Annotated in this window: 13 protein-coding genes, 1 tRNA gene and 3 rRNA genes; 4 read left to right on the top strand and 13 right to left on the bottom strand. The window is 66.8% G+C overall.

Translation table 11 applies throughout. The features are described 5' to 3' along the window. Positions 1-30 precede the first annotated feature (30 nt). On the top strand, positions 31-501 hold the full coding sequence (locus OG429_RS27785; RefSeq protein WP_328927966.1) for a hypothetical protein: 471 nt from the start codon (positions 31-33) through the stop codon (positions 499-501). A gap of 54 nt (positions 502-555) precedes the next feature. Here OG429_RS27785 and OG429_RS27780 read toward each other — a convergent pair. From OG429_RS27780 to thyX, 7 genes are all read right to left on the bottom strand, one after another. Next, positions 556-631, bottom strand: a tRNA-Thr gene (locus OG429_RS27780). A 5-nt stretch (positions 632-636) separates the two neighbouring features. Next, positions 637-753 (bottom strand): 5S ribosomal RNA (gene rrf, locus OG429_RS27775). A gap of 76 nt (positions 754-829) precedes the next feature. Then, positions 830-3,952 (bottom strand): 23S ribosomal RNA (locus OG429_RS27770). 284 nt (positions 3,953-4,236) lie between these two features. After that, a 16S ribosomal RNA gene (locus OG429_RS27765) occupies positions 4,237-5,761 on the bottom strand. Together the 16S, 23S and 5S rRNA genes with 1 tRNA gene alongside form the textbook arrangement of a ribosomal RNA operon. A gap of 644 nt (positions 5,762-6,405) precedes the next feature. Next, a complete protein-coding gene (locus OG429_RS27760) occupies positions 6,406-8,091 on the bottom strand; it encodes a ribonuclease J (protein ID WP_328927965.1) in 1,686 nt (561 codons plus the stop codon). A 114-nt stretch (positions 8,092-8,205) separates the two neighbouring features. Continuing rightward, positions 8,206-9,105 carry a 4-hydroxy-tetrahydrodipicolinate synthase gene (gene dapA / locus OG429_RS27755; protein ID WP_328927964.1) on the bottom strand — a complete coding sequence of 300 codons (900 nt, stop codon included), beginning with the start codon at positions 9,103-9,105 and terminating at the stop codon, positions 8,206-8,208. 210 nt (positions 9,106-9,315) lie between these two features. Further along, positions 9,316-10,056 carry an FAD-dependent thymidylate synthase gene (gene thyX, locus OG429_RS27750; RefSeq protein WP_328927963.1) on the bottom strand — a complete coding sequence of 247 codons (741 nt, stop codon included), beginning with the start codon at positions 10,054-10,056 and terminating at the stop codon, positions 9,316-9,318. Between the two features lie 166 nt (positions 10,057-10,222). Between thyX and OG429_RS27745 the strand changes: the two genes are divergently transcribed. Beyond that, complete coding sequence (locus OG429_RS27745) at positions 10,223-10,462, top strand: hypothetical protein (RefSeq protein WP_328927962.1); 240 nt, start codon at positions 10,223-10,225, stop codon at positions 10,460-10,462. A gap of 48 nt (positions 10,463-10,510) precedes the next feature. After that, positions 10,511-11,071 carry a PH domain-containing protein gene (locus OG429_RS27740; RefSeq protein WP_328927961.1) on the top strand — a complete coding sequence of 187 codons (561 nt, stop codon included), beginning with the start codon at positions 10,511-10,513 and terminating at the stop codon, positions 11,069-11,071. Positions 11,072-11,115: 44 nt separating this feature from the next. Here OG429_RS27740 and OG429_RS27735 read toward each other — a convergent pair whose 3' ends face one another. The 6 genes from OG429_RS27735 to eccD form a co-directional block, all read right to left on the bottom strand. Next, positions 11,116-11,568, bottom strand: a complete 453-nt coding sequence (locus tag OG429_RS27735) for a hypothetical protein (RefSeq protein WP_328927960.1) — start codon at positions 11,566-11,568, stop codon at positions 11,116-11,118. 10 nt (positions 11,569-11,578) lie between these two features. Continuing rightward, positions 11,579-12,331 carry a 4-hydroxy-tetrahydrodipicolinate reductase gene (gene dapB, locus OG429_RS27730; RefSeq protein WP_328927959.1) on the bottom strand — a complete coding sequence of 251 codons (753 nt, stop codon included), beginning with the start codon at positions 12,329-12,331 and terminating at the stop codon, positions 11,579-11,581. A gap of 30 nt (positions 12,332-12,361) precedes the next feature. Beyond that, positions 12,362-13,753, bottom strand: a complete 1,392-nt coding sequence (locus OG429_RS27725; RefSeq protein ID WP_328927958.1) for a M16 family metallopeptidase — start codon at positions 13,751-13,753, stop codon at positions 12,362-12,364. Further along, positions 13,750-15,972 carry a polyribonucleotide nucleotidyltransferase gene (locus tag OG429_RS27720; RefSeq protein WP_328930446.1) on the bottom strand — a complete coding sequence of 741 codons (2,223 nt, stop codon included), beginning with the start codon at positions 15,970-15,972 and terminating at the stop codon, positions 13,750-13,752. Before OG429_RS27720 ends, OG429_RS27725 begins: the two co-directional genes overlap by 4 nt. Positions 15,973-16,283: 311 nt before the next feature. Then, the gene (rpsO, locus tag OG429_RS27715) at positions 16,284-16,571 is read right to left on the bottom strand and encodes a 30S ribosomal protein S15 (protein WP_031143997.1); all 288 of its coding nucleotides are present in this window, start codon (positions 16,569-16,571) and stop codon (positions 16,284-16,286) included. A 182-nt stretch (positions 16,572-16,753) separates the two neighbouring features. Beyond that, a complete protein-coding gene (eccD, locus tag OG429_RS27710) occupies positions 16,754-18,259 on the bottom strand; it encodes a type VII secretion integral membrane protein EccD (RefSeq protein ID WP_328927957.1) in 1,506 nt (501 codons plus the stop codon). A 196-nt stretch (positions 18,260-18,455) separates the two neighbouring features. Here eccD and eccCa point away from each other — a divergent pair, with 196 nt between their 5' ends. After that, positions 18,456-22,424 (top strand): type VII secretion protein EccCa, encoded by a 3,969-nt coding sequence (gene eccCa / locus OG429_RS27705; RefSeq protein ID WP_328927956.1) that lies wholly within the window; start codon positions 18,456-18,458, stop codon positions 22,422-22,424. Positions 22,425-22,465: the final 41 nt, after the last annotated feature.

The following is a 22,465-nucleotide window of genomic DNA, read 5'->3' as shown; positions in this document are numbered from 1 at the left end:
GGGTGGTCGCGATGTGCTCAACTCACCACCGTGGACACAGTCTTGACGAGTGTGGTGGCCGTCGCCGGCACCTTGATCGGATCTCTGAGCACCTACCTCTTCCAGCGCCGCACGGCCGAACGGACCGAGGCCGTGGCCCGCCGGGAAAGACTGCGCCAGGAGCGCCTCGCCGCGTACAGCGGCTACGCGGCGGCGGTCACGGACCTCAAACGCGCGAAGATCACCCTATGGTTCCGCCAACGGCGCTCCCCACGGGACGAAGAGGCGCTGCTGGCGGCTTTCCTGGAGAGCGACCGCCTGGGAGCCGCGGCCGAAACCGCCGCGTTCCGTATCCAGCTCGTGGCCGACGATCCCCAGCTGCGCCGACTAGTGGAAGCCGTATTCGCCAAGGTCGGTGAGATCACCCATGCGGAAGACCGGCAGGCGGTCATCGCGATCGAGTCCGAGTTCGAGCAGGCTGTGCGCGCGTTCATCGACGCGGCGGCCGGCCAGCTGCGATGAAGGAAGCCCGTAAACGCAAAAAGGCCCCCGCCTATTGGCGGGGGCCTTTTTTGTTGGAGCCCTTTAACGGAATCGAACCGTTGACCTTCTCCTTACCATGGAGACGCTCTACCGACTGAGCTAAAAGGGCGGGTTGTTCGGCGGCGTCCTACTCTCCCACAGGGTCCCCCCTGCAGTACCATCGGCGCTGAAAGGCTTAGCTTCCGGGTTCGGAATGTAACCGGGCGTTTCCCTAACGCTATGACCACCGAAACACTATGAAATTTGAACGCTGGTGTTTTCACAGCCGTTCGTTATTTCAGAACTAACACAGTGGACGCGAGCAACTGAGGACAAGCCCTCGGCCTATTAGTACCAGTCAGCTTCACCCGTTACCGGGCTTCCACATCTGGCCTATCAACCCAGTCGTCTACTGGGAGCCTTACCCTCTCAAGGAGGTGGGAATACTCATCTTGAAGCAGGCTTCCCGCTTAGATGCTTTCAGCGGTTATCCCTCCCGAACGTAGCCAACCAGCCATGCCCTTGGCAGGACAACTGGCACACCAGAGGTTCGTCCGTCCCGGTCCTCTCGTACTAGGGACAGCCCTTCTCAATATTCCTACGCGCACAGCGGATAGGGACCGAACTGTCTCACGACGTTCTAAACCCAGCTCGCGTACCGCTTTAATGGGCGAACAGCCCAACCCTTGGGACCGACTCCAGCCCCAGGATGCGACGAGCCGACATCGAGGTGCCAAACCATCCCGTCGATATGGACTCTTGGGGAAGATCAGCCTGTTATCCCCGGGGTACCTTTTATCCGTTGAGCGACGGCGCTTCCACAAGCCACCGCCGGATCACTAGTCCCGACTTTCGTCCCTGCTCGACCCGTCGGTCTCACAGTCAAGCTCCCTTGTGCACTTACACTCAACACCTGATTGCCAACCAGGCTGAGGGAACCTTTGGGCGCCTCCGTTACCCTTTGGGAGGCAACCGCCCCAGTTAAACTACCCATCAGACACTGTCCCTGATCCGGATCACGGACCGAGGTTAGACATCCAGCACGACCAGAGTGGTATTTCAACGGCGACTCCACAACCACTGGCGTGGCTGCTTCAAAGTCTCCCACCTATCCTACACAAGCCGAACCGAACACCAATATCAAACTGTAGTAAAGGTCCCGGGGTCTTTCCGTCCTGCTGCGCGAAACGAGCATCTTTACTCGTAGTGCAATTTCACCGGGCCTATGGTTGAGACAGTCGAGAAGTCGTTACGCCATTCGTGCAGGTCGGAACTTACCCGACAAGGAATTTCGCTACCTTAGGATGGTTATAGTTACCACCGCCGTTTACTGGCGCTTAAGTTCTCAGCTTCGCACACCCGAAAGTGCACTAACCGGTCCCCTTAACGTTCCAGCACCGGGCAGGCGTCAGTCCGTATACATCGCCTTACGGCTTCGCACGGACCTGTGTTTTTAGTAAACAGTCGCTTCTCGCTGGTCTCTGCGGCCACCCCCAGCTCACGGAGCAAGTCCGATCACCAGTGATGGCCCCCCTTCTCCCGAAGTTACGGGGGCATTTTGCCGAGTTCCTTAACCATAGTTCACCCGAACGCCTCGGTATTCTCTACCTGACCACCTGAGTCGGTTTAGGGTACGGGCCGCCATGAAACTCGCTAGAGGCTTTTCTCGACAGCATAGGATCATCCACTTCACCACAATCGGCTCGGCATCAGGTCTCAGCCTTAATGAGGGACGGATTTGCCTACCCCTCGGCCTACACCCTTACCCCGGGACAACCACCGCCCGGGCTGGACTACCTTCCTGCGTCACCCCATCGCTTACCTACTACAAGTCTGGTTCGTCGGCTCCACCACTTTCCTTTCCCCGAAGGGTCCGGAACGGCTTCACGGACTTAGCATCGCCTGATTCGATATTGGGCGTTTCAAAGCGGGTACCGGAATATCAACCGGTTGTCCATCGACTACGCCTGTCGGCCTCGCCTTAGGTCCCGACTTACCCTGGGCAGATCAGCTTGACCCAGGAACCCTTAGTCAATCGGCGCACACGTTTCTCACGTGTGTATCGCTACTCATGCCTGCATTCTCACTCGTGAACCGTCCACAACTAGCTTCCGCTGCTGCTTCACCCGGCACACGACGCTCCCCTACCCATCACAGCGGGCGTTGGCCCTATTGCTGCAATGACACGACTTCGGCGGTACGCTTGAGCCCCGCTACATTGTCGGCGCGGAATCACTTGACCAGTGAGCTATTACGCACTCTTTCAAGGGTGGCTGCTTCTAAGCCAACCTCCTGGTTGTCTCTGCGACTCCACATCCTTTCCCACTTAGCGTACGCTTAGGGGCCTTAGTCGATGCTCTGGGCTGTTTCCCTCTCGACCATGGAGCTTATCCCCCACAGTCTCACTGCCGTGCTCTCACTTACCGGCATTCGGAGTTTGGCTAAGGTCAGTAACCCGGTAGGGCCCATCGCCTATCCAGTGCTCTACCTCCGGCAAGAAACACACGACGCTGCACCTAAATGCATTTCGGGGAGAACCAGCTATCACGGAGTTTGATTGGCCTTTCACCCCTAACCACAGGTCATCCCCCAGGTTTTCAACCCTGGTGGGTTCGGTCCTCCACGAAGTCTTACCTCCGCTTCAACCTGCCCATGGCTAGATCACTCCGCTTCGGGTCTAGAGCGTGCAACTCAATCGCCCTATTCGGACTCGCTTTCGCTACGGCTTCCCCACACGGGTTAACCTCGCTACACACCGCTAACTCGCAGGCTCATTCTTCAAAAGGCACGCAGTCACGACCGTTGTTCCGAAGAACAACGGCGACGCTCCCACGGCTTGTAGGCACACGGTTTCAGGTACTATTTCACTCCGCTCCCGCGGTACTTTTCACCATTCCCTCACGGTACTATCCGCTATCGGTCACCAGGGAATATTTAGGCTTAGCGGGTGGTCCCGCCAGATTCACACGGGATTTCTCGGGCCCCGTGCTACTTGGGAGATGAGCAAGCAAGCCGCTGATGTTTCGTCTACGGGGGTCTTACCCTCTACGCCGGACCTTTCGCATGTCCTTCGACTACATCAACGGTTTCTGACTCGCCGACCGGCCGGCAGACCGGTCAAGCTCATTCCCACAACCCCGCATGCGCAACCCCTGCCGGGTATCACACGCATACGGTTTGGCCTCATCCGGTTTCGCTCGCCACTACTCCCGGAATCACGGTTGTTTTCTCTTCCTGAGGGTACTGAGATGTTTCACTTCCCCTCGTTCCCTCCACACTGCCTATGTGTTCAGCAGTGGGTGACAGCCCATGACGACTGCCGGGTTTCCCCATTCGGACACCCCCGGATCAAAGCTCAGTTGGCAGCTCCCCGGGGCCTATCGCGGCCTCTCACGTCCTTCATCGGTTCCTGGTGCCAAGGCATCCACCGTGCGCCCTTAAAAACTTGGCCACAGATGCTCGCGTCCACTGTGTAGTTCTCAAACAACGACCAGCCACCCATCACCCCACCAGACAAGCTGGCGAGTTCACTGGGGCCGGCACTGAAGATCTCAACCTCACGGCCGTACCTTCAGGACCCAACAACGTGCCAGGCACGATCCCTCATCAGTGAGTCACTTTCCACGCCGAAGCAGTACTCGTGATCCATCCGAAGAACCGTGCCAACTAATCAACGTTCCACCCATGAGCTGACCGTGCAGAACGTTTGTCTGCAATCGGTACTGTGCTCCTTAGAAAGGAGGTGATCCAGCCGCACCTTCCGGTACGGCTACCTTGTTACGACTTCGTCCCAATCGCCAGTCCCACCTTCGACAGCTCCCTCCCTTACGGGTTGGGCCACCGGCTTCGGGTGTTACCGACTTTCGTGACGTGACGGGCGGTGTGTACAAGGCCCGGGAACGTATTCACCGCAGCAATGCTGATCTGCGATTACTAGCAACTCCGACTTCATGGGGTCGAGTTGCAGACCCCAATCCGAACTGAGACCGGCTTTTTGAGATTCGCTCCACCTCACGGTATCGCAGCTCATTGTACCGGCCATTGTAGCACGTGTGCAGCCCAAGACATAAGGGGCATGATGACTTGACGTCGTCCCCACCTTCCTCCGAGTTGACCCCGGCGGTCTCCTGTGAGTCCCCATCACCCCGAAGGGCATGCTGGCAACACAGGACAAGGGTTGCGCTCGTTGCGGGACTTAACCCAACATCTCACGACACGAGCTGACGACAGCCATGCACCACCTGTATACCGACCACAAGGGGGGCACTATCTCTAATGCTTTCCGGTATATGTCAAGCCTTGGTAAGGTTCTTCGCGTTGCGTCGAATTAAGCCACATGCTCCGCTGCTTGTGCGGGCCCCCGTCAATTCCTTTGAGTTTTAGCCTTGCGGCCGTACTCCCCAGGCGGGGAACTTAATGCGTTAGCTGCGGCACCGACGACGTGGAATGTCGCCAACACCTAGTTCCCAACGTTTACGGCGTGGACTACCAGGGTATCTAATCCTGTTCGCTCCCCACGCTTTCGCTCCTCAGCGTCAGTAATGGCCCAGAGATCCGCCTTCGCCACCGGTGTTCCTCCTGATATCTGCGCATTTCACCGCTACACCAGGAATTCCGATCTCCCCTACCACACTCTAGCTAGCCCGTATCGAATGCAGACCCGAGGTTAAGCCTCGGGCTTTCACATCCGACGTGACAAGCCGCCTACGAGCTCTTTACGCCCAATAATTCCGGACAACGCTTGCGCCCTACGTATTACCGCGGCTGCTGGCACGTAGTTAGCCGGCGCTTCTTCTGCAGGTACCGTCACTTTCGCTTCTTCCCTGCTGAAAGAGGTTTACAACCCGAAGGCCGTCATCCCTCACGCGGCGTCGCTGCATCAGGCTTTCGCCCATTGTGCAATATTCCCCACTGCTGCCTCCCGTAGGAGTCTGGGCCGTGTCTCAGTCCCAGTGTGGCCGGTCGCCCTCTCAGGCCGGCTACCCGTCGTCGCCTTGGTGGGCCATTACCCCACCAACAAGCTGATAGGCCGCGGGCTCATCCTTCACCGCCGGAGCTTTCAACCCCCGCCCATGCAGGCAGGAGTGGTATCCGGTATTAGACCCCGTTTCCAGGGCTTGTCCCAGAGTGAAGGGCAGATTGCCCACGTGTTACTCACCCGTTCGCCACTAATCCACCCCGAAGGGCTTCATCGTTCGACTTGCATGTGTTAAGCACGCCGCCAGCGTTCGTCCTGAGCCAGGATCAAACTCTCCATGAATGTTTACCCGTAATCGGGTGCACACATCACTTAGAGCGGGCACGTCATGTCGGAATATGACCGACGCGCCACAACGTCCTCGCTGTGTTGTTGCCTGCAAGCACTCCGAAACCAGAGCCTTACAGGTCTTTTTCAAAGGAACCTCATCCACCGAAGTGGACGGGGTATCAACTTCTGGCGTTGATTTTTGGCACGCTGTTGAGTTCTCAAGGAACGGACGCTTCCTTTGTACTCACCCTCTCGGGCTTTCCTCCGGGCTTTCGTTCTGTGTTCTTGCGTTTCCGACTCTATCAGACTCTTTCGTGTCCGACTTCCTCGGCGCTTTCCAGGTTTTCGCTTTCGCGCTTTCCCTTTCCAGCGATTCCGACTCTATCAGATTCATTTCCGTGCCGTTTCCGGTTTGGATTGGAATTCCGATGGCCTTCGGGGGGCCTTTCCCTTTCGGGTGGATCAGACTTTATCAGGTCTCCCTGAGTCTCGATTCCCACCCTCCCCGGACTTCGTCCGGAGGGACCCCAGCATGACTGTTCCGGACACACATGTGTGCCCGGGCGCCGTGCGAGGTGGAGCCGTAAACGTACTGGAGCGGGGCCCCCGGATGCAAATCCGGTTGCCCCGCTCCAGTGACGCCGCTACGGCGAGGGTCAGACCTCGACGACGACGGGGAGGATCATCGGGCGGCGGCGGTAGCTGTCCGACACCCACTTGCCCATCGTGCGGCGGATGAGCTGCTGGATCTGGTGCGGCTCGGCCACGCCGTCGGAAGCGGCGCGGGCGATGGCCTCCTCGATCTTCACGACGACCGGGCCGAAGGCCGAGTCGTCGATGCCGGAGCCACGGGCCTGGATGTTCGGGCCGCTGACGACCTTGCCCGTCGTGCTGTCCACCACGACGTAGACCGAGATGATGCCCTCGTCGCCGAGGATCCGGCGGTCCTTCAGGTGGACCTCGGTGACGTCGCCGACCGAGAGGCCGTCCACGTACACGTAGCCGGCCTGGACCTTGCCGGAGATCCGGGCCTTGCCGTCGATCAGGTCGACGACCACGCCGTCCTCGGCGATGACGATGCGGTCCTTCGGGACGCCCGTCAGGGCACCGAGCTCGGCGTTGGCGCGCAAGTGGCGCCACTCGCCGTGGACCGGCATCAGGTTCCGCGGCTTGCAGATGTTGTAGAAGTACAGCAGTTCGCCCGCGGAGGCGTGGCCGGAAACGTGCACCTTGGCGTTGCCCTTGTGCACGACGTTGGCGCCCCAGCGGGTCAGGCCGTTGATCACGCGGTAGACCGCGTTCTCGTTGCCCGGGATCAGGGACGACGCCAGGATCACGGTGTCGCCGGGGACGATCCGGATCTGGTGGTCGCGGTTGGCCATGCGGGACAGCGCGGCCATCGGCTCGCCCTGGGAACCCGTGCAGACGAGGACGACCTCGTGCGGCGGCAGGTCGTCGAGGGTCTTGACGTCCACGACGAGACCCGGCGGCACCTTCAGGTAGCCCAGGTCGCGGGCGATGCCCATGTTGCGGACCATCGAGCGGCCGACGAAGGCGACCCTGCGGCCGTACTCGTGGGCGGCGTCGAGGATCTGCTGGATCCGGTGCACGTGGCTGGCGAAGCTGGCCACGATGATCCGGTTGTGGGCGTTCGCGAAGACCGTGCGCAGGACGTTGGAGATCTCGCGCTCGGGCGGGACGAAGCCCGGGACCTCGGCGTTCGTCGAGTCGGAGAGGAGGAGGTCGATGCCCTCTTCGCTCAGACGCGCGAAAGCGTGCAGGTCGGTGAGGCGCTTGTCCAGCGGGAGCTGGTCCATCTTGAAGTCGCCGGTGGCGACGACCAGGCCCGCGGGGGTCCGGATCGCGACGGCCAGGGCGTCGGGGATGGAGTGGTTGACGGCGATGAACTCGCAGTCGAAGGGACCGAGGCTCTCCCGCTCGCCTTCCTTCACCTCAAGGGTGTAGGGGCGGATGCGGTGCTCCTGGAGCTTCGCCTCGATGAGGGCCAGCGTCAGCTTGGAGCCGATCAGCGGGATGTCCGGCTTCTCCCGGAGGAGGTAGGGGACTGCGCCGATGTGGTCTTCGTGGCCGTGCGTGAGGACGATGCCGTCGATGTCATCGAGACGGTCCCTGATGGACGTGAAGTCCGGCAGGATCAGGTCGATGCCCGGCTGCTCCTCCTCGGGGAAGAGGACGCCGCAGTCGACGATCAGCAGGCGGCCGTCGAACTCGAAGACGGTCATGTTGCGGCCGATCTCGCCGAGGCCACCCAGAGGGGTGACCCGAAGGCCGCCCTTGGGCAGCTTCGGCGGCGGACCGAGTTCAGGATGCGGATGGCTCAAAAGTGTCTCCTCACCACACACGCCACGTACCTCGGAAGGCACGTGGCGTGTATGACATTCGTGCTCTTGCTGTTGTCTGTTTCGGTCGTGCTTGTTCAGTTGTGAAGTCTGTTCTCAGAGCTGTACCCCGCCGGCGGCGAGATCGAGCTTGAGCTGCGCCGTCTCTTCGGTGGTCAGGTCGATCAGCGGGAGCCGCAGCGGACCCGCGGGCAGCCCCAGCAGGTTCAACGCGCCCTTGGTCGTCATCACGCCCTGGGTGCGGAACATGCCGGTGAAGACCGGAAGCAGCTTCTGGTGGATCTCGGTCGCCTTCTGGACGTCTCCGCCCAGGTGGGCCTCGAGCATCGCGCGCAGGTCGGGGGCGACCACGTGGGCGACCACGGAGACGAAGCCGACCGCACCGACGGACAGGAGCGGCAGGTTCAGCATGTCGTCGCCGGAGTACCAGGCCAGGCCGCTCTGCGCGATGGCCCAGCTGGCGCGGCCGAGGTCACCCTTGGCGTCCTTGTTGGCAACGATACGGGGGTGCTCGGCCAGCCGGACCAGAGTTTCGGTGTCGATCGGGACACCACTGCGGCCGGGGATGTCGTAGAGCATGACCGGCAGCCCGGTCGCGTCGGCGATCGCCGTGAAGTGCCGGTAGAGGCCTTCCTGCGGCGGCTTGCTGTAGTACGGGGTCACCGCGAGGAGGCCGTGGGCGCCCGTGCGCTCGGCCTGGCGGGCGAGCTCCAGGGTGTGGCGGGTGTCGTTGGTACCGATGCCGGCGACCACGTGGGCGCGGTCTCCGACGGCTTCGAGGACGGCTCGTACGAGGTCGTTTTTCTCCGCGTCGGTGGTGGTCGGCGACTCGCCGGTGGTGCCGTTGATGATCAGGCCGTCGTTGCCTGCGTCCACCAGGTGGACGGCGAGACGCTGCGCGCCGTCGAGGTCGAGTGCGCCATCCGCCGTAAACGGCGTGATCATGGCGGTGAGGACCCGCCCGAAGGGGGTCTGCGGAGTCGAGATCGGAGCCATGGGTAACACGCTACTCGCTGCCATGCTCGCGGTGTCCCCTCGGGGGACGTCAACAGGGTGTACGGAGTGTTGGACGCCGGCACTGCCTGCTCGGGGGTTCAAGCAGTGCCGGGTCCGTTTGATCAGCCTAGATGAACTTTCCGAAACGCCGCAATACGGACACTTCGGACTTGACTGAGCGCACCCTGTGCGTCCCACGGGCAAGGGACCTCAGGGGGCGACGCGGCCGTTGCCGTTGAAGGCGGCGTACGTGAGCGGCATGAGCTTCGCCCAGTGCTGCTCCATCTTCTCGCCGACCATCTCGATCTCCCGCTGCGGGAAGGACGGCACCGCCGCGAGCTCGTGCTGCGTGCGCAGACCCAGGAAGTGCATCAGCGAGCGAGCGTTGCAGGTGGCGTACATGGAGGAGAAAAGTCCGACCGGCAGGACCGAACGGGCAACCTCCCGGGCCACGCCCGCGGCGAGCATCTCCCGGTAGGCCTCGTAGGCCTGCACGTACGAGTCCTCCATGACGCGGCCGGTCAGCTCCTGCTGCGCCTCGGTGCCCTCGACGAAGACGTACTTGCCCGGGCGGCCCTCCTGGACGAGCTTGCGCTCGGCGTCCGGGACGTAGAAGACCGGCTCCAGCTCCCTGTAACGGCCGGATTCCTCGTTGTAGGACCAGCCGACGCGGTGGCGCATGAACTCGCGGAACACGAAGATCGGCGCGCTGATGAAGAAGGTCATCGAGTTGTGCTCGAAGGGGCTGCCGTGGCGATCCCGCATGAGGTAGTTGATGAGGCCCTTGGAGCGCTCCGGGTCCTTCTGCAGCTCCTCCAGGGACTGCTCGCCCGCCGTGGAGACACGGGCGGCCCACAGCACGTCCGAGTCGGCGGCGGAGTGCTTCACCAGCTCCACCGTCACGTCACTGCGGAAGCTGGGTTTCAGATCTGAAGCGGCGGTCTCGCTCACCGGGGGTCCTTCCAAACGTGCGTCCTGGGGCGCGCCCACTCTACGTCGCCGCCTGCGGGCCGCAGCGCCATGGATTTTCGTTAATGTGCCCAAACCCGGCACCGATTGGGCCTCTCGGACGTCCTACGTAAGAGAACGCACACCGATCGTGAGGAGAGTGGCTCCCATGTTCCGCCGACGGGAACCCGTCCCGTTCGCCTTCGTCGCCGAGGCCGACCGTTTCCGCAGCAACGTCACTCCGCCGCCGCGCGAGCGCCTGAGCAGGACTCAGCTCGCCGCCCGTAGTCTGGTCGGGCTGACCGTGGTGGCGGGGCTGGCCGGCGCGCTGCTCTTCGGTATGCCGGCACTGCAGCCGAGCAAGGCGCCGACGAAGTCGCAGCAGTCGGAGGCCTCCGAGGGGCGGTAGCCTCACGGTCACAGCCCAACCGAACGTGCATGTGAGTGAGGTCCAGCCGTGCCCCTGCCCTTCCTGACGGCCGACGGTGTGTCCGAGGCGGATGACGACGGCGACGAGGCGCTCGCCCATGACGACCACGAGCGCTGGCGGCGGCCCTACCGGCCGGGTCCCTGGCGGGTGGCCATCGCCGCGCTGCTGCTCCTGCTGTCCGCCTTCATGCTGCTGGCCACGATGATCATCGCCTTCGCGGGTACCTGGGGCGGAGCGTCGGTGTGCCTGGTCGCCGCGCTCGGTGTCGTCGGGTCCGTGCTGCAAGTGCTGCGCGCCGGCGTCTGGGTGAGCCGTACGGGACTGCGCCGGGTCGGCTTCTTCGGGACCCGCTCGATCGCGTGGAGCGAGATCGCCGAGCTCCGTACGGTGCAGCAGCCGGTGCGCTGGCTCGGTCTGCCGAGGACCGTACAGGGGCAGGCGCTGACGGTGGCAGGGCGCGACGGCGCAGAGCTGCCGGTGCTGCTGACCGACCACGACGCCGATTTCCTGTCGCGGTCCGAGGCCTTCGACCGGGCCGCCGACACGGTCGGGGCCTGGGCCGACGAGTACCGGCCCGTGCCCGCCTGATCCGGAGCCGCGCGCACGGGGAGCCCGTACAGGTGTCAGACCGCTTAGACCTGTACGGGCTTCTTGTCGTGCAGGGCGATCGCCCGCTGCATGGCCTTGCGCGCCCGCGGGGTGTCGCGGGCGTCGTGGTAGGCGACGGCGAGCCGGAACCAGCTGCGCCAGTCCCCCGGCGCGTCCTCGGTCTCGGCCTTGCGGCGCGCGAAGACCTCGTCGGCCGAGTCCCGCAGGATCCGGCCGTACTCGTCCCGCTCCAGCTCGTCGACGGGCAGGCCGCCCTCGCCCTCCAGCTCGGTCGCGAGCTGGTTGGCCCTGGTGACGAACCGGGTGTTCTTCCAGAGGAACCAGACGCCGATGACCGGCAGGATCAGCACGGCCACACCGAAGGTGACGGTGAGCCAGGTGCCGTGCCGGATCAGCATCAGACCCCGGCTGCCGGCCAGGACGAAGTAGACGACCAGGACGGCGGCCGTGAGGAAGTACGTGATCTTCGCGCGCATGATGATCGGATCAGCCCAGGTCGAGGAAGTGTTCCAGACCGAAGGTGAGGCCCGGGGTCTGCGTCACGCGGCGCACGCCGAGCAGGATGCCCGGCATGAAGCTGCTGTGGTGCAGGGAGTCGTGACGGATGGTCAGGGTCTCGCCCTCGGCCCCGAGGAGCACCTCCTGGTGGGCCAGCAGGCCACGCAGGCGGACGGCGTGCACCGGGACGCCGTCGACGTCCGCGCCGCGCGCCCCGTCGAGGGCGGTCGCGGTGGCGTCGGGCTGCGGGGCGCAGCCGGCCTCGGCGCGGGCGGCCGCGATGAGCTGCGCCGTACGGGTCGCGGTGCCCGAGGGGGCGTCGACCTTGTTGGGGTGGTGCAGCTCGACGACCTCGACGGACTCGAAGTAGCGGGCGGCCTGGGCGGCGAACTTCATGGTCAGGACGGCGCCGATGGAGAAGTTCGGTGCGATGAGCACACCGGTCTCCGGGGATCCGGCGAGCCAGGTGTTCAGCTGAGCGAGGCGGTCCTCGTTCCAGCCGGTGGTGCCGACCACTCCGTGGATGCCGTGACGGGTGAGGAACTCCAGGTTCCCCATGACCGAGGCGGGGGTGGTCAGCTCGACGGCGACCTGGGCGCCGGCCTCGGCCAGCGTCTCCAGCTTGTCGCCGCGGCCGAGGGCCGCCACCAGCTCCATGTCGTCGGCGGCCTCGACCGCCTTCACGGCCTCGGAGCCGATGCGGCCCTGTGCGCCGAGGACTGCCACGCGCAGCTTGCTCATGTTCATGTCCTTAAATCAGAGCAGACTTACCTACGTACGGGACTGGGCGACGGCCTCGTCGAGGCGGGCCGCCTGCTTCTCCTTCAGCGAGCCGATCACCGCGAGCGAGGGCCGCTGGGCCAGTACATCCTGCGCGACCGAGCGGACGTCGTCCGGGGTCACGGAGGCGATCCGCGCCAGCATGTCGTCGACCGACATCTGGTCGCCCCAGCACAGCTCGCTCTTGCCGATCCGGTTCATGATCGCGCCGGTGTCCTCCAGGCCGAGGACGGTGGAGCCGGACAGCTGGCCGATGGCCCGCTTGATCTCGTCGTCGGTGAGCCCGTCGGACGCGACCTTGTCGAGCTCGTCGCGGCAGATGCGGAGCACGTCGTGCACCTGGTTGGGGCGGCAGCCCGCGTACACGCCGAAGAGGCCGGTGTCGGCGAAGCCCGAGGTGTACGAGTACACGCTGTAGGCGAGGCCGCGCTTCTCCCGGACCTCCTGGAAGAGGCGTGAGGACATGCCGCCGCCGAGGGCGGTGTTCAGTACGCCCAGCGCCCAGCGGCGCTCGTCGGCGCGGGCGAGGCCGGGCATGCCGAGGACCACGTGGGCCTGCTCGGTCTTGCGGTTGACCAGCTCGACGCGGCCGGAAGTGCGGATGCGCTTGGTGCCGGCGCGCGGGCCGATCGGCTCGGCGTCGGTGCGGGTCAGCGCGTCGGCCTGCTCGAAGGCTGCGCGGACCTGGCGCACGACCTTGTTGTGGTCGACGTTGCCGGCGGCCGCGACGACGAGGTGGGTCGGATCGTAGTGCTTCTTGTAGAAGCGGCGGATCCGGTCGGCGCCGAGTGCGTTGATCGTGTCGACGGTGCCCAGGACGGGACGGCCCAGCGGGGTGTCGCCGTACATGGTCTGCGCGAACAGGTCGTGGACCATGTCGCCCGGGTCGTCCTCGGTCATCGCGATCTCTTCGAGGATGACGCCGCGCTCGGCGTCGACGTCCTCCTCGCGGATCAGCGAGCCGGTGAGCATGTCGCAGACCACGTCGATGGCCAGCGGCAGGTCGGTGTCGAGCACCCGGGCGTAGTAGCAGGTGTACTCCTTCGCCGTGAAGGCGTTCATCTCGCCGCCGACCGCGTCGATCGCGGAGGAGATGTCGAGGGCGCTGCGCTGGTGCGTGCCCTTGAAGAGGAGGTGCTCCAGGTAGTGCGTGGCGCCGTTCAGCGTGGGCGTCTCGTCACGGGAGCCGACGTGCGCCCAGATGCCGAAGGTGGCGGAGCGGACGGAGGGCAGCGTCTCGGTGACGATGCGCAGTCCGCCGGGCAGGACCGTGCGCCGGACGGTGCCGATGCCGTTGCTGCCCTTGAGGAGGGTTTGGGTACGGGCGACGGCCCGCCCCTCCGAAGAGGGGCGGGCCGTCACACGGGAACTACGCGACATCACTTGTCGGAGTCGTCCTTGTCAGCGTCGTCACCGGCGGCCTCGCCGTCGATCACGGGGACCAGCGAGAGCTTGCCGCGCTGGTCGATCTCGGCGATCTCGACCTGGACCTTGGTGCCGACCGCGAGCACGTCCTCGACGTTCTCCACGCGCTTGCCACCGGCGAGCTTGCGGATCTGCGAGATGTGCAGCAGGCCGTCCTTGCCGGGCATGAGGGAGACGAAGGCACCGAAGGTGGTGGTCTTGACGACCGTACCCAGGTAGCGCTCGCCGACCTCCGGCATGGTCGGGTTGGCGATCGAGTTGATCGTGGCACGGGCGGCCTCGGCGGCCGGGCCGTCGGAGGCACCGATGTAGATGGTGCCGTCGTCCTCGATCGTGATCTCGGCGCCGGTGTCCTCCTGGATCTGGTTGATCATCTTGCCCTTGGGGCCGATGACCTCACCGATCTTGTCCACCGGGATCTTGACGGTGATGATCCGCGGGGCGAACGGGGACATCGCGTCCGGCGTGTCGATCGCTTCCATCATCACGTCGAGGATGTGGAGGCGGGCGTCGCGGGCCTGCTTGAGGGCCGCGGCCAGGACGGAGGCCGGGATGCCGTCCAGCTTGGTGTCCAGCTGGAGGGCGGTGACGAACTCCTTGGTGCCGGCGACCTTGAAGTCCATGTCGCCGAAGGCGTCCTCCGCACCGAGGATGTCGGTGAGGGCGACGTAGTGCGTCTTGCCGTCGATCTCCTGGGAGATCAGACCCATGGCGATACCGGCGACGGGGGCCTTGAGGGGCACACCGGCGTTCAGCAGCGACATGGTGGAGGCGCAGACCGAGCCCATGGACGTCGAACCGTTGGAGCCGAGGGCCTCGGACACCTGACGGATCGCGTAGGGGAACTCCTCGCGGGTCGGGAGGACCGGCACGATCGCGCGCTCGGCGAGCGCGCCGTGGCCGATCTCGCGGCGCTTCGGCGAACCGACGCGGCCGGTCTCGCCGACGGAGTACGGCGGGAAGTTGTAGTTGTGCATGTAGCGCTTGCGGGTCACCGGGGAGAGGGTGTCCAGCTGCTGCTCCATGCGGAGCATGTTGAGGGTGGTGACGCCCAGGATCTGGGTCTCGCCACGCTCGAACAGCGCCGAGCCGTGCACGCGCGGGATGGCCTCGACCTCGGCGGCGAGGGTACGGATGTCCGTGATCCCGCGGCCGTCGATGCGGACCTTGTCCTTGATGACGCGCTCGCGCACCAGGGCCTTGGTCAGGCTGCGGTAGGCGGCGGAGATCTCCTTCTCGCGGCCCTCGAAGGCCGGGAGGAGCTTCTCGGCGGCGATCTCCTTGACGCGGTCCAGCTCGGCCTCGCGGTCCTGCTTGCCCGCGATGGTCAGCGCCTGGGAGAGGTCGCCCTTGACGGCGGCCGCGAGGGCCTCGTACACGTCGTCCTGGTAGTCCAGGAAGACCGGGAACTCGCCCTCGGGCTTCGCGGCCTTGGCGGCCAGGTCGGCCTGGGCCTTGCAGAGGACCTTGATGAACGGCTTCGCGGCGTCGAGACCCGCGGCGACGATCTCCTCGGTCGGCGCCTGGGCGCCGCCCTTGACGAGGGCGATGGTCTTCTCGGTGGCCTCGGCCTCGACCATCATGATCGCGACGTCGCCGTCCTCCAGGACGCGGCCCGCGACGACCATGTCGAAGACGGCGTCCTCGAGCTCGGTGTGCGTCGGGAAGGCCACCCACTGGCCGCGGATCAGCGCGACGCGGACGCCGCCGATCGGGCCGGAGAAGGGCAGGCCGGCCAGCTGCGTGGACGCGGACGCGGCGTTGATCGCGACGACGTCGTACAGGTGGTCGGGGTTGAGCGCCATGATCGTGGCGACGACCTGGATCTCGTTGCGCAGGCCCTTCTTGAAGGACGGGCGCAGCGGGCGGTCGATCAGGCGGCAGGTGAGGATCGCGTCCTCGGAGGGCCGGCCCTCACGGCGGAAGAAGGAGCCGGGGATCTTGCCGGCCGCGTACTGCCGCTCCTCGACGTCCACCGTCAGGGGGAAGAAGTCGAGCTGGTCCTTGGGCTTCTTCGACGCGGTGGTGGCGGACAGCACCATCGTGTCGTCGTCCAGGTAGGCAACGGCGGAGCCGGCGGCCTGGCGGGCCAGACGGCCCGTCTCGAAGCGGATGGTGCGGGTGCCGAAGGAACCGTTGTCAATGACGGCCTCGGCGTAGTGGGTCTCGTTCTCCACTAGCGTTTTCTCCATTTTCGTCGTCTCCGTCCGCCGCCCGTGTGGCGGTGGACGGTTGCGGAGAAGCGCTCCTTGCCTGGGGCCGGTCTTCGATCGAAGCACCCGGTCCGTTGCCCGTGGGGGCATTCCGGGTGCCACTACCGAGGACCGGCGGCGTAGGGAGGGCGCTCCTCCTCTTCTGTTGTGCACGTCTTCGCGCGTCTTCATACGCGCACGTGCGTCCTTTCCAGACTACAAAGGGTCCGGTCCGTCCCGCACGTACAGCAAAGGGAGCGGCCCCCGGATGTGGGAACCGCTCCCTTCACGGCGTGTTACTTGGCGCCGGCCGCACCGCGGCGGATGCCGAGGCGCTCGACCAGCGTACGGAAGCGCTGGATGTCCTTCTTGGCCAGGTACTGCAGCAGGCGGCGACGCTGGCCGACCAGGATCAGCAGACCACGACGGGAGTGGTGGTCGTGCTTGTGCGTCTTGAGGTGCTCGGTCAGGTCCGAGATGCGGCGGGAGAGCATCGCGACCTGGACCTCGGGAGAGCCGGTGTCGCCCTCCTTGGCACCGAACTCGCTGATGATCTGCTTCTTCGTAGCGGCGTCGAGCGGCACGCGTACTCCTCGTTTGGGTCTTCGTAGCCACCGAGTGCCCCAGGTCTGAGTCTCTGGGGAGCTTCCGTAACTCGGGAGGCGGGGTCCGCTGAGCGCAGTCCACAGACCCTTTGTCGAGGATCCGGAGGACGCGTACACAAACGGCCGTCACACAGCGTACCAGGCTGCCGGGACTCGGCGTCTCAGCTGGTGAGAGCGCGGGCCCGGGAATAGACGTCCAGCACGGCCAGGGCCAGCGGGACCAGGCTGAGCAGGACCGCCGCCTCGGTGAGGTCGAGCAGCCTTCCCCAGAAGGGTGACAGGCCCTTGCGGGGAATGACAAGCGCAATTCCGGCGAGGAGGGCCGCGCCGGCCGCGACGGCGGCGGTCAGCCAGATCGTACGGAGGTCCAGGCCGCTGCGGTCGTGCTTCACGAGGAGGGCTTCGAGCAGGTCGGCCGGCGGGTGCAGGGCCAGGCCCAGGATCAGCAGCGCGACGGCGACGAGGCCGGCGGCCAGTGTGCAGACCACCTGGGAGGTGTAGCGGAAGAGGCGGGCGCGCAGCAGCATGGCGAGGCCGGTGGTCAGGGCCAGCAGGCGGCCCCAGGTGTTGTCGGAGAAGCCGAGGACGGCGGCGGCGCCGACGGCGACCGCCGCGCAGCCGCCGACCAGGCCGAGCAGCATCTCGTGACCGCGCCGGGCCTGGGCCGCGATCTGCTCCGCGTCGAGCGTGGCGGCCTGGTCGTGCTGGTCGGCGGCGGACTGGTCACCGTACGGCTCGGTCTCGTAGCGGTCCGGGGTCTCGTAATCCTCGGTGGCGCTCTGCGGGGCGGCGTAGCCGATGGGCAGGCGGGCGAAGCGCGCGGAGAGACCGGGCAGGAAGGCGACGAGGCCGATGGCCACGGGTGCGCAGACGGCGGCGGTGGCGGTCGCGGAGGCCTCGGTGGCGATGGCCGTGAAGGTGGCCAGGGTGCCGGTGGCGGCGACGAAGGTGGCCGCGACGAAGGGCGCGTCGCCGCTGGGGGTGAGCGCGACCAGGGCGACGGAGGCGACGAGGACGCAGACGCAGCCGAGCAGGAACTGGAGGCGGCCGGGGCCCTGGCCGGCGGCGGGGGCGATGATCCCGGAGCCGGCGATCAGCAGCTGCGGCAGGGCGGCGAGGCCGAGCGCCACGGCGGAGCCGCGGTCGCGGTAGACCCGGGCGCGCACGCCCGCCACCGCGGTGAGCAGGACTCCGACGGCGCCCGCGAGGATGCCGGGCAGGCCGTGCATGTCGTGGCGCAGCGGGTCGGCGTACCAGAGGACGAAGCCCAGCATGAGGAGGAGCACCGCGGCGCCGGCCAGGCCCGCGCCGCGCAGCATGTCGTCGCTCCAGCGGTGCCGGTCGCGGACGACGGCGGAGGCGACGGCGTCGGAGACGTCGTCGAAGACGGCGGGCGGCAGGGACTCGGCGAAGGGGCGCAGGCTGAGCACCTCGCCGTCGAGGACCTGCTGGGCGGCGAGGGTGCGGGCGCCGTCGAGGACGGCGCCGGAGCGGCGTACGAGGTGGAAGCCCGTGGGGGCGCCGACGGGCTGGGTCTGGCCGGTGAGGCGCAGCAGCTCGGGATAGACGTCGGCGACGGCGATGTCCTCGGGGAGGGCGACGTCGATCCGGCTGTCCGGGGCCACGACGGTGACCCTGCAGAAGCCCGTCGTTGCGGCCGTACTCACCTGTGTGACCCCCCTTGTTGACGTCCGCGACGGCGGACGATTCGCGGATGCGCATACTGCGCGCGCCACCCTACCGGGCTCGTGCCTGACAGTCGGCAAGTAGGATCACCGACGCGTGGAGGAGACCCCCTCCACGCCCGGGACTTGGGGGCGCCGGTTACGACGTCCCGTCCGTTTTCGAGGGATTGATGCTCCGGTGAGCCAGATCGTCGTCAAACGCCCGCCGCGGTCCCTGCCGCCCGAAGTGCCGTCGGACGAGGTGCGGCTGGAGGCGCCGCCTGAGCTTCCCCGGGGACAGCAGGAGGGCATGCTGATGCAGCTCCTGCCGATGCTCGGCATGGGCTCGTCCGCCGTCTTCTTCTTCATGCCGGGCGCGGCGCCGTTCATGCGCATCATGGGCGTGCTGATGCTGGTGTCGACGGTGTCGATGGTCGTCGCGCAGTTGGTGCGGCACCGGCGGGGTACGCAGGGGCAAATGGCCGATGTGCGCCGGGACTACCTCAAATACCTTGCGCAGACGCGCCGTCAGGTACGCCGGACCGCGCGGGCGCAGCGCGACGCGCAGCTGTACCTGCACCCGGCCCCCGAGCAGTTGTGGTCGGTGGTCGCCGAGGGTTCGCGGCTGTGGGAACGGCGGGTCGGCGACCCGGACTTCGGGCAGGCCCGGCTGGGGCTGGGCTCGCAGCGGCTGCAAACGCCGCTGGTGGCGCCGGACACGGCCCCGGTGGACGAGCTGGAGCCGCTGACGGCGGGCGCGATGCAGCGCTTCCTCAAGGTGCACTCCTCGCTGGACGGACTGCCGATGGCGGTGTCGATCCGGGCCTTCTACCACGTGACGGTGTCCGGTGAGCCGGAGTCGGCGCGTGCTGCGGCGCGGGCGATGGTGGCGCAGCTGGCGACGCTGCACTCCCCCGAGGACCTGACGGTGGCCGTGGTGGCCTCGCCGGGTGCGGTGCCCTCGTGGGACTGGACGAAGTGGCTGCCGCACACGCAGGTGCCGGGCCAGGTGGACGGGGCCGGTACGAAGCGGCTGTTCGGCGACGACCTCGGAGAGCTGGAGGGGCTGCTGGCGCCCCGGCTGGAGGGGCGGCCGCGGTTCAGCCGCGAGGTGTCCCCGGTGCTGGACCAGCCGCACCTGGTGGTCGTGCTCGACACCAACTCGCCCCGCGGTGCCCTGGTGCCGCCGGACTCGGTGTTCGCGGCGGCCGAGGGGCTGCAGGGCGTCACGATCGTCGAGGTGGTCACGGGCGAGCTGGACGAGCCGCGCGGTGGGCTGTCGGTCGTGGTGCGGCCGGGCCGGCTGCGCCTGGAGTCGGGCGCGGGGGTCGCGTACGAGGGCACCCCGGACGCGCTGTCGCTCCCCGCGGCGGAGGCGCTGGGCCGCCAGTTGGCCCCACTGCGCACGGGCGGCGGGGACGACGACGAGCCGCTGCTGGCGAACCTGGACTTCACGGACCTGCTGAACCTGGGCGACGCGGCCGCGGTCGACGTGGCGCGTACCTGGCGGCCGCGGTCGGCCGGTGAGCGGCTGCGCGTGCCGATCGGTGTCGGCGAGGACGGCGCCCCGGTCATGCTGGACCTCAAGGAGGCCGCGCAGGAGGGCATGGGGCCGCACGGCCTGTGCGTGGGCGCGACCGGTTCCGGCAAGTCCGAGCTGCTGCGCACCCTCGTGCTGGGCCTGGCGGTCACGCACACCTCGGAGACGCTGAACTTCGTGCTCGCCGACTTCAAGGGCGGTGCGACCTTCACCGGCATGGGGCAGATGCCGCACGTGGCGGCCGTCATCACCAACCTGGCGGACGACCTCACGCTCGTGGACCGCATGGGCGACTCGATCCGCGGAGAGCTGCAGCGCCGGCAGGAGCTGCTGCGCTCGGCGGGCAACTACGCGAACATCCACGACTACGAGAAGGCGCGCGCGGCGGGTGCCCCGCTGGAGCCGCTGGCCTCGCTGGTGCTGGTCATCGACGAGTTCAGCGAGCTGCTGACGGCGAAGCCCGACTTCATCGACATGTTCATCCAGATCGGCCGCATCGGCCGCTCGCTGGGTGTGCACCTGCTGCTGGCCTCGCAGCGGCTGGAGGAGGGCAAGCTGCGCGGGCTGGACACGTACCTCTCGTACCGGATCGGTCTGCGGACCTTCTCGGCGGCGGAGTCACGGACCGCGATCGGTGTGCCGGACGCCTACCACCTGCCGTCGGTGCCCGGTTCGGGCTACCTGAAGTTCGGAACGGACGAGATGACGCGGTTCAAGGCCGCGTACGTCTCGGGCACCTACCGCTCGGGCGGGCCGGACGTGTCGGTGGGCCTGTTCCCGGTGGAGCGGCGGCCCGCGCTGTTCACGGCGGCTCCGGTGCCGGTGGTGTACGCCGCTCCGGACCCGGCGTACCTGGCGGCACAGTCGGCGCGCGAGGACGACGCGCTCGCCGACACGGTGCTGGACGTGATCGTGAGCCGGCTGGAGGGCCAGGGAGTGCCGGCGCACCAGGTGTGGCTGCCGCCGCTCGACCAGGCGCCGCCGCTGGACCAGTTGCTTCCGGCGCTGGCGCCGAGCGCGGAGCGCGGGCTGCACGCGGACGGGTACACGCGGCCCGGCGGGCTCGTCGTACCGCTCGGCCTCATCGACAAGCCGTTCGAGCAGCGGCGCGAGGTGCTGTACCGGGACTTCTCGGGTGCGGCGGGCCACATGATGGTGGTCGGCGGTCCGCAGTCGGGCAAGTCGACGCTGATGCGGACGCTGATCTCGTCCTTCGCGCTCACGCACACCCCGCGCGAGGTGCAGTTCTACGGGCTGGACTTCGGTGGTGGCAGCCTGTCGGCGGTCGCCGAGCTGCCGCACGTGGGCGGGATCGCCTCGCGCCTGGATCCGGAGCGGGTGCGGCGCACCGTCGCGGAGGTGGGGGGCATCCTCAACCGCCGTGAGGAGTTCTTCCGCGCGAACAACATCGACTCGATCGGCACCTACCGGCGCCGGCGGGCGGCGGGCGAGCTGCCCGGTGAGCCGTGGGGCGACGTGTTCCTGCTGATCGACGGCTGGGGCGGCTTCCGCGGCGAGTACGACGGCCTGGAGCAGATCGTCACGGACATCGCGGCCCGCGGTCTGGGCTACGGCATCCACGTGGTGATCACCGCGGCGCGGTACATGGAGGTCCGCGCGGCGCTCAAGGACCAGATGCTCAGCCGGCTGGAGCTGCGGCTCGGCGACACCATGGACTCCGAGTTCGACCGGAAGGTCGCGGCGAACGTCCCCACCGGGATGCCGGGCCGCGGCCAGGTGCCGGAGAAGCTGCACTTCCTGAGCGCGCTCCCGCGGATCGACGGCTCCCACGACGCCTCGAACCTGTCGGAGGCCACGGCCGCGTTCGTGGAGGCCGTGAAGCAGAACTGGAAGGGGCAGGCGGCCCCCGGGGTACGGCTGCTGCCGCGGCTGCTCCACGCCGACCAGCTGCCCAAGGGCGGAGAGTTCCCCGGCCGCGGGATCGCGATCGGCATCGACGAGACCGACCTGGAGCCGGTGTTCGTCGACTTCGAGTCCGACCCGTTCCTCCTCGTCTTCGGCGAGAGCGAGTCGGGCAAGACGAACCTGCTGCGGCTCATCGCCCAGCAGATCGCCCAGCGCTACACACCGGACCAGGCACGCCTCGTGGTGGGCGACTACCGGCGCGGCCTGCTCGGGGCGCTGCCGGAGGAGCACCTGCTGGAGTACGCGCCGATGGCGAGCTCGCTGCAGATGCACATGGAGGCGCTGGGCGGGGTGTTCTCGCGCCGGCAGCCGCCGCCCGACGTCACTCCGCAGCAGCTGCGCGACCGCAGCTGGTGGACGGGCCCGGACGTGTTCATCGTCATCGACGACTTCGACCTGGTGGCCACCAGCCAGGGCAATCCGCTGGCTCCGCTGGTGGACTTCCTGCCCTTCGCCCGGGACACGGGCGTGCGGTTCATCATCGCGCGGAACTCGGCGGGTGCCTCGCGTTCGCTGTACGAGCCGTTCATGCAGCGGATCAGGGAGCTGGGCGCGCAGGGCGTCGTCCTGTCGGGTGACCCGTCCGAGGGAGACCTCGTCGGCAACGTGCGACCGCGTCCGATGCCGCCGGGCCGGGCCTACTTCGCCTCGCGCAGGCGGGGCACCTCGCTGGTGCAGCTGGGGCGGATGCCGGGGATGTGAGGAAACCGGTTCCCCTCGGCGGCGCAGCACCGATAATCGGC

The sequence above is a fragment of the Streptomyces sp. NBC_00190 genome (genome assembly GCF_036203305.1).
In the GTDB taxonomy this organism is placed as follows: domain Bacteria; phylum Actinomycetota; class Actinomycetes; order Streptomycetales; family Streptomycetaceae; genus Streptomyces.
The sequence above is the reverse complement of the archived record's forward strand: the minus strand, read 5'-3'. Positions and strand labels throughout refer to the sequence as shown.